Origin of the sequence: Clostridioides sp. ZZV15-6598 (assembly GCF_020657705.1) — a bacterium.
GTDB classification, from domain to species: Bacteria; Bacillota; Clostridia; order Peptostreptococcales; family Peptostreptococcaceae; genus Clostridioides; species Clostridioides difficile_F.
The window spans coordinates 1-7,811 of the sequence record NZ_JAGWCS010000163.1 but is presented as its reverse complement, the minus strand read 5'-3'; the positions used below and the strand labels follow the sequence as shown (position 1 = coordinate 7,811).

Here is a 7,811-nt window from a genome sequence, read left to right as displayed (position 1 = left end):
TTTGGTTAGCTTTAGGGGTTTCCAGCAATTCAAGTAGTATTGGATAGGTTCTATCCTATCTCTACATATAAGTTTCCTTATATGCTGACTATTTTAGCTACTAACTCATGACTAAAGTCACGAGTATGCATAGCTATTTTTTAATCAAATAATACTCCTCTATCTTTTGCACTTAATACAGATTCTCTCAAGTTACCAGACTCATTAAATATTCCATTGGTGCTATTTCCATATACAGGTGTAACTATATCTCCCCTTCCCAAAATATTCATTACTTCATCTATATATGATGGATACTCCCCTATATATACCACTAATGGTAAATTTAATTTTTCTGCAATTTGTTTTGACTTTTTAATTATGTCTATACCATCTGTACTAGATTGAAATTTACTTGCTTTTACTTTTATACCTTTTATCTTTTCTATGTTTTTTTCTACAATAGACTCAATGTTGTCAAAGTTTATAACATCTAAAGATGTCGATTCATTCAATATATTTAATCCCTCATTAGTTACATTTAAAAATGAATACACTTCAGTCTTACATTCATCCATATATTTTTTCTTAAAATCGTAGTAATTTACAGGACCTGCTGTACCCGCATCAAATATAACTGTTGAGCCTTTTTCAATTCCAATTGAATCAGAATCCATACCTGTAGGTAATTTTCTCTTATAACAATGGGTATGAACATCTATAAATCCAGGAGAAATATACATGTTATTAGCATTTATTATCTCAAACTCTTTGTTTATGAGTATTTTTTCTTTTCTTATCATTTCTTTAAGATTTAATCCAATATCGTATATCTTTCCATGTAAAACTAAGATATCTCTTTTTTCAAATTCGATACCATCCTTTGGAGATATTATTGTCCCATTTCTTATAAGTAAGTTTTTCATTTATTCCACATCCTAATTACAGTATAATTTCTCTAATAGTTTTATCTTACATAAAGAAAATAAGTCTAAAAATAAAAATATTTTAGACTTATTCATTATATTATACTATATTAATTATATTAAATTAAATAAAAACTTGAACTTACTTTAAAAAACAATTTAGTATTTGTTGTTCTGCTTCTTCTTCTGTAAGACCTAATGTCATCATTTTTAAAATTTGGTCTCCTGCAATCTTTCCGATTGCTGCTTCATGTACTAAAAGAGCATCTGGATGATTTGCAGCAATTTCAGGTATGGCACTAATTTGAGAATTGCCCATAATTATTGAGTCACATTGGACATGTGCAGAACAAAGAGAATCCCCAATAACACAAGGATTAAATTTTTGTTTAGAGTTATCTTGACCAACTGTACGAGAAATTACTTGAGCAGAAGAATTTTCACCTTCCAATATAACCTTCATATTAGATTCTGCAACTTGATTTCCATGAGTTAACAATTTTTCAAATACAACTATCTTTGCTCCTTTGCCTAAAGTAGCATCCATTTCTCTTTTAGTTGAATCAACGCCTTTAATCTGAGTTGTTTCCATTTCACAATATGAGTCTTCACCCATATTAACAATCGTAACTGGATTTAAAATTCTTTTTCCTTCTCCATCACCTTCGCCATAATGTTTTTCCACATATTTTAGACGAGCTCCTTTATGTAAGAAGAATCTATGTATTCCATTGTGTTCACTATCATCATGACCGCAATTATGTATACCACAACCAGCAATTATAACAACATCTGCATTTTCTCCAATTTCAAAATCATTATAAACCATGTCTTGTACACCAGCTTCTGTTACTATTACTGGTATATGAACATTTTCTCCTTTAGTATTTGGTTTTACTATAATATCAATTCCAGGTTTATCAGTCTTTGGAGCTATAGTTATATTTTCAGTTGAATGTCTTTCTATACCTTGTCCATTTTTACGTATATTGTATGCTCCTAATGGAGTTCCACGAAGTTCAGCAACTTTTTCTAAAAGATTTAAGTCTATTTTGTTCATTTAATTTGCCTTCCTTTCTAATTAATTCATATCTTTCATTAATTCACAATTTGAATTAACTTGGCACATGATTTCAGGTAATATAGCATCTTTTGTTCCATGGCTTTTTACTGAACCATCTTGTAAAACAATTATTTCATCAGCTAACTCTAATATTCTTTCTTGGTGAGAAATTATGATTATAGTTTGGTCAGATTCCCCATGAATTTTCTTAAAACTTTCATTAAGCTTTCCAAAACTCCAAAGGTCTATACCTGCTTCAGGTTCATCAAATATAGAAACCTTTAAATCTCTAGCAAAAAGAGTTGCTATCTCAATTCTTTTCATTTCCCCTCCAGAAAGAGAGTTATCAACTTCACGATTTAAATAGTCTTTTGAGCACAGTCCAACATCTGTAAGATATTGACAACACACATCAGTAGACAATGGTTTTCCATGAGCAAGAGTAAGCAGGTTTTCAACTGTCATACCTTTTATTCTTGGCGGTTGTTGAAATGCATATCCTATCCCTTTTTTTGCTCTTTCTGTGATGCTAAGATTAGTTATATCTTCTCCATCTAAAAGTATTTGACCACTAGTAGCTTTTTCGATTCCCATAATAAGCTTAGCAATTGTGGATTTCCCTCCACCATTTGGACCTGTGATAACAATAAGTTTGCCTTTTTCAAATGAAAGGCTAACGTCATTTATTATTCCTAGCTCCTCATTGTTAGACTCAACATTAAAGGAAAGATTTTTTATTTCAAGCATAATACCCCTCTTTTCTGTAAAATATTACATTTATATCCATTCTTTTATTATATCAGTACTTTTTGTATCTCAGCAACTCTAAGGGATAAAATATATATTAAATATAAAACAAAATTATTAAAAATAAAAAAGATGAGTTTTTCTAACTCATCTTTAAAAATCAGTATTATTTAATTATATATGTATCTAAAAATTAACCTTCTATATACTCTAGTATTATTTTTTGATTATCTTTTAACATGATTTCTTCTTTTTTAGATTCAATCCCATTCTTTTTTATCTTTACTTCAGCTATAAAAGCGTCATTACCTTCAACCATTTCTAATAATTCATACGCTTTTTTACGTCCTATTTTAGTTGCTATATCTTTTAAAACTGCCATTTTCTTAAACATTTTATCACCTCTACTCAAATTTTACAATTGATTTTTAACTATATAATTATAGTTTAATACTAAATTATAATAATTATTGTCTCTAATTATATCAGATATTGAGTAAATTTAACACTTTGTAAAATTATTTATCTTCTCTAACTAAGTAAGAATTTCCATCTTGGTCTTTAAAAGAAAACATTCTTCCATAAGGCATCTCCATTAATTCTCCTACTTCAACTTTATTCTTTGCCATCTGTTCATAAGTTCCATTAATATCTCTTGTACTTAAAATTATTGATGGATGTGATAAACTTACATCTTGATTTTGCTTCATCATCAGATTTTTATCATACAATACAAATGTTGTAAATTCATTTTTACTTGGTGCTACTTCCACCCATTTCATATTTGGACCCATTTCTTTTTCATAAGTTACCACAAAGTCTAATTTTTCTGTCCAAAACAATTTTGCATCCTCTTGATTATTTACATAGAGAGTTATTTTTCCTATTTTATTTATCATAAAAATACCCACCTTTATTATTAAATAAATATCTAATATTTTTTATATTTAATAATATACCCATATATATTATTTTCTATAGATATATATTTCTAATATTTATCGCCAAATTATGTAATTCTGTGCAATATATAATTTATAGTGTCTATATAATTATAGCCCTAATTTACATATTTTAATTTTTCTATATATCATACTTATAATTATGATATTATCTATATAAAAAATCACTTTTAAATAGACTTTACTATTTAAAAGTGATTTTTTATATTCTATGCAACTTTATGTTTTAGCCACTTCGTTCCTCTTAATCTCAAACAATACAGAGTTCCTCTAACAAGCCAATCTGTATACATACCTATCCAAATTCCCAGCACTCCAAATTCTAATACAACCCCTAATACGTAGCCTGTAAAAATCCTAAAAATCCACATTCCTATTACAGCTGTCATCATTGTATATCTAGTATCTCCAGCTCCTTTTAGCCCTGCTGATAGTACAAAGGATATAGGCCATATTACCATAGCTAAACAATCACTTCGAATCAATTGTGTTGATACATCAATTACATTAGAATTTTGAGTATACATGCTTGAAATCCATGGTGCAATTGGTATAAATATAGCCCCTACTGCAAATAAGCAAACTGTTGCAAATTTAGTCAGATATAATAGAGTACTCTTAGCCCCTTTGATGTCTCCCCGTCCTATATATTGCCCCACCAAAGTCGTAGCAGACAAGGCTAATGCATTTCCAATTACATTTATAATAGATGCAATTGACATTCCTATTGCATTTGATGCAATCGCTGATGTTCCCATAGTAACTATAAATACTTGAACAATCAATTTACCTGCATTAAAAAGTAATTGTTCAACCCCTGCTGGTATACCTATGTTAAATATAGATTTTTGAGTTTCAACATCAATCTTAAATGGAAATATTTTACCTATAGATATAAATTCATTTCCTTTAAATAAAGCCCTTACAATAACTATACATCCAATTATTCTGGCTATAGCAATAGACATAGCTGCGCCTGTTATGCCATAAGAAGGTGTTTGTAGATTTATTCCCAAAGAATTTAAATCAACACCATATATAAGTATATATCCTAAGGTTACATTTACTATATTCATAAACATGGTCACATACATAGGTTTCTTTACATCTCCACAACCTCTTAGAATACCATTTGCTATCTGCTGTGTTGCAATAAATGGATAGGTGAATAATGTAAACTCTATGTATAGTTTTGCATTTGATTTTACCAATTCTTCTGCTGAACCATAAAACAAATTGATTACACCTGTTCTAAAAATCCACATCAATATTGTTATTGTAAGTGATAATATTACACCAGATATTAATGCTTGCTTGATAGTTTCATTTACTTTTTCATTATCTCTTTTTCCTATTTGTTGAGCTACAACAACAGTAGCACCAACAGATAGCGCAGCAAATACAGATATAAATATATTGTTGATTGAATCAACCATTCCAACTGCAGATACAGCCTCTTCCCCAATATGACCTGCCATCATTGTATTAAATACCCCTAGAAGCATAACAAATGTCTGCTCTATCATTATAGGAATTGCTAATTTTATAACATTCTTCCTTATAAACATCCCTTTTCCTCTTTTCCCTCTTTATATAAATTTAATTTTTAATTAGTTTATCGGACTATGAATTGATACCATAAAGTTTAGAATTGTATTTTCAACGTTATAATATACTGTATTCAAATAATATAAATCTTGTTTAATATCATTTGAACACAGTATATCTTTATAATTATCTTATGTTTATTATTTTTTATGGATACTAGATTTAAAATATTTATGAGTTTAAATTAGCCGATTAATATAGCTGGATATCAAATGCAATCACTGTATTTCGATAATATTGTACCACTATTAATAATAACAATAAACATATTTTTTATTAGCTTCATAAATTTTTTTTGTAATGGACATGGTCATTTAAGTCACATATACTCAAGGCAAGTATATGAACTTGCTTACGATTCTTGTGTATTCAAGTTCATGATGCTATAATTTTGCATAATTATATACATGCTTCAAACGATATATATGCTTCAAATAAAGCCAGTTAAGAATAACTTGAAAGTGAGGAACTTATAGTGCAAAGAATATCTTATTAAACTTGTTAATTCACTTTGTACCCTAATTTTAATTATTTATAAAATCTTACAATATACATGTAACAAAATCTCATCAATTTAAATATTGTATCTTATAGACTATTTTTAGGATGTGATACTTTGGTTAATTTGAATGCTAATAATTTAAATGTAAATATGGTTTACCCTATTTCTGCCACAGCACCTATACGTTTCAGAAGATATACTGTTTCATACTTAGAGAACATGGAAAACATTTATTTAACTATAGCAACATACTTTGATACACTTGGTTTAGGTACAGTAAGTATTGACAAAGTTTATGGTCAATGGGCTTGGTTCGTTGATAATATATATGACTTAAATCTATTTGTTTTTGTAGGAAACTATCCTTATCAAATTGCTAAAAATAGATATGATACTTTTGTTGATATTTTACCAGTAGCTATTACTTCTATTGTCAATGGAGATAGAATATTTTTAACTTCGAATCCTTGTTTGTTAAACTCAAAAATTACAGTTAGATTTATATCTAGTCATCCTACCCTTAATAGAACTGTTGATTATGGCAATATTAGAGATTTTATTTTTTAACAGTACAACATGATGTACTCTTTAAAACAATGTAACCCTTTAGATAATAATATTAATTTAACATAACGACCTTAGCTAGTACATCATGTTTAACTGTTACAAATTTATAATAATTTTTCTTATTAAAAGGTATTTAAGTTTTTGGGTAATTCCTATATTTTATTTACCTATTTTTTCTGTTCTATATCCTATTTCTTTATTAGCTAATCTATAGCCTTCTTGTATCATCTCTTCTCTTGTTAATGCATTTCCTAACAAATTATCAATACTCATTTGTTTTCTATCACTAAAATACTTATCTAATAATGACTCTTCTATATCTTCTTGAGATGCTAAATGTCCTTCATGCATTATATATTTTACATCGAAACCTTCTTTATTTAATATTTTTCCTAGCAAAATACTTCTATGACATCTTATAGGCTCTTGCATTGCACCTAATAAAACTATTTTATAACCCATTTGACATCCCTTTTTTAATCTTTCGATTCCTTTTAAAAATATCTCTTCCTTTATTACCTCTTCAAAATCTGCATAACCTTCTTCTGTATATACATCTTTATTAGTTCTTTTTGCCCCAAACTCCTTGCCCATGTATATATATACAAATCCGGCCTTTCTTAATGATTCATTAAATGCCTCCCTATTATACTGAATATTATATTTAGAATATGGAGTTTCTCTAATGTCAACTACACAATTTATATTATATTTTTTTATCATATTAATAAGCTTATCCAATGGATAATTTGAATGTCCTATTGCAAATATTTCCATACAATCACCTACTATTCTTAGAATTACTATTTTATACAATTAATACTCTATCTTACATATAAGCCTTCTACATTGCAAATATACTTAACTGTATCTATACTTCCATTTAATCCCATATATACATTACTAAATAATCCATTTACTTCTAATGCTATTTCCAAATCCAACATATATATAGATAGAGAAGCTCTTTCTCTTAGTGACAACTTCATAAGAGCATCAATTATATAGTAATTATACCCTATTTCTTTAAAATCAAATAAGGTATCGCTTAGTTGTTCTAGATATATACTCTCCTTTTTACTTAGTACTTTTTTTATATGTTTTTTATTTTCACTTACAAAATATTCACTTGCAATTATTATTTCTTTACTGTAACTCATTATAATTAATAGTGCCCTTAAAAACTTGTTTTCCTGTATAAAATACTTATCTTTTACTTTATCTAAATCCCAAAATACATCAAGGACACTATGTGGAGATTCCATATCCATCGTTTTAGGAAAACTATCTATTTTAAAATACCTTTCATTTAGTATTATCTTGTCAGTTCTATCTAAATCTATATATGGAAAATCTTCATTTTCATAATCAATATAAAATCCATTAAACACTTGTTTTAATTTGTCAGTTAATACTTTATATTTTTCCACTCTATCACCTCAACGAAAATATACAAC

Annotated in this window: 9 protein-coding genes; 1 reads left to right on the top strand and 8 read right to left on the bottom strand. The window is 28.0% G+C overall.

Annotated features, from left to right (window positions below; translation table 11 throughout):
- Positions 1–140: 140 nt before the first annotated feature.
- The 6 genes from KGF50_RS19170 to KGF50_RS19145 form a co-directional block, all read right to left on the bottom strand.
- Positions 141–905 carry a hypothetical protein gene (locus KGF50_RS19170; RefSeq protein WP_227849541.1) on the bottom strand — a complete coding sequence of 255 codons (765 nt, stop codon included), beginning with the start codon at positions 903–905 and terminating at the stop codon, positions 141–143.
- A gap of 142 nt (positions 906–1,047) precedes the next feature.
- Complete coding sequence (locus KGF50_RS19165; RefSeq protein WP_227849540.1) at positions 1,048–1,965, bottom strand: SufB/SufD family protein; 918 nt, start codon at positions 1,963–1,965, stop codon at positions 1,048–1,050.
- Between the two features lie 21 nt (positions 1,966–1,986).
- Positions 1,987–2,715, bottom strand: a complete 729-nt coding sequence (locus KGF50_RS19160) for an ABC transporter ATP-binding protein (RefSeq protein ID WP_227825061.1) — start codon at positions 2,713–2,715, stop codon at positions 1,987–1,989.
- A gap of 193 nt (positions 2,716–2,908) precedes the next feature.
- Positions 2,909–3,109, bottom strand: coding sequence for a hypothetical protein (locus tag KGF50_RS19155; protein WP_054272042.1), 201 nt, complete (start codon positions 3,107–3,109; stop codon positions 2,909–2,911).
- 124 nt (positions 3,110–3,233) lie between these two features.
- Positions 3,234–3,614, bottom strand: a complete 381-nt coding sequence (locus tag KGF50_RS19150; RefSeq protein ID WP_227849539.1) for a VOC family protein — start codon at positions 3,612–3,614, stop codon at positions 3,234–3,236.
- Positions 3,615–3,886: 272 nt separating this feature from the next.
- Positions 3,887–5,245 (bottom strand): MATE family efflux transporter, encoded by a 1,359-nt coding sequence (locus tag KGF50_RS19145; RefSeq protein ID WP_227849538.1) that lies wholly within the window; start codon positions 5,243–5,245, stop codon positions 3,887–3,889.
- 656 nt (positions 5,246–5,901) lie between these two features.
- On the opposite strand from KGF50_RS19145, the gene KGF50_RS19140 reads away from it, so the two are divergent.
- Entirely contained in the window at positions 5,902–6,354 is a 453-nt protein-coding gene (locus KGF50_RS19140) for a staygreen family protein (protein WP_227849537.1), read from the top strand.
- A gap of 159 nt (positions 6,355–6,513) precedes the next feature.
- On the opposite strand, the gene KGF50_RS19135 is transcribed toward KGF50_RS19140, so the two are convergent.
- Both KGF50_RS19135 and KGF50_RS19130 read right to left on the bottom strand, forming a co-directional pair.
- Positions 6,514–7,131: a DUF488 domain-containing protein gene (locus tag KGF50_RS19135; protein ID WP_227849536.1), complete on the bottom strand. Its 618-nt coding sequence runs from the start codon at positions 7,129–7,131 to the stop codon at positions 6,514–6,516.
- Between the two features lie 47 nt (positions 7,132–7,178).
- Positions 7,179–7,784 carry a hypothetical protein gene (locus KGF50_RS19130; RefSeq protein ID WP_227849535.1) on the bottom strand — a complete coding sequence of 202 codons (606 nt, stop codon included), beginning with the start codon at positions 7,782–7,784 and terminating at the stop codon, positions 7,179–7,181.
- Positions 7,785–7,811 lie beyond the last annotated feature (27 nt).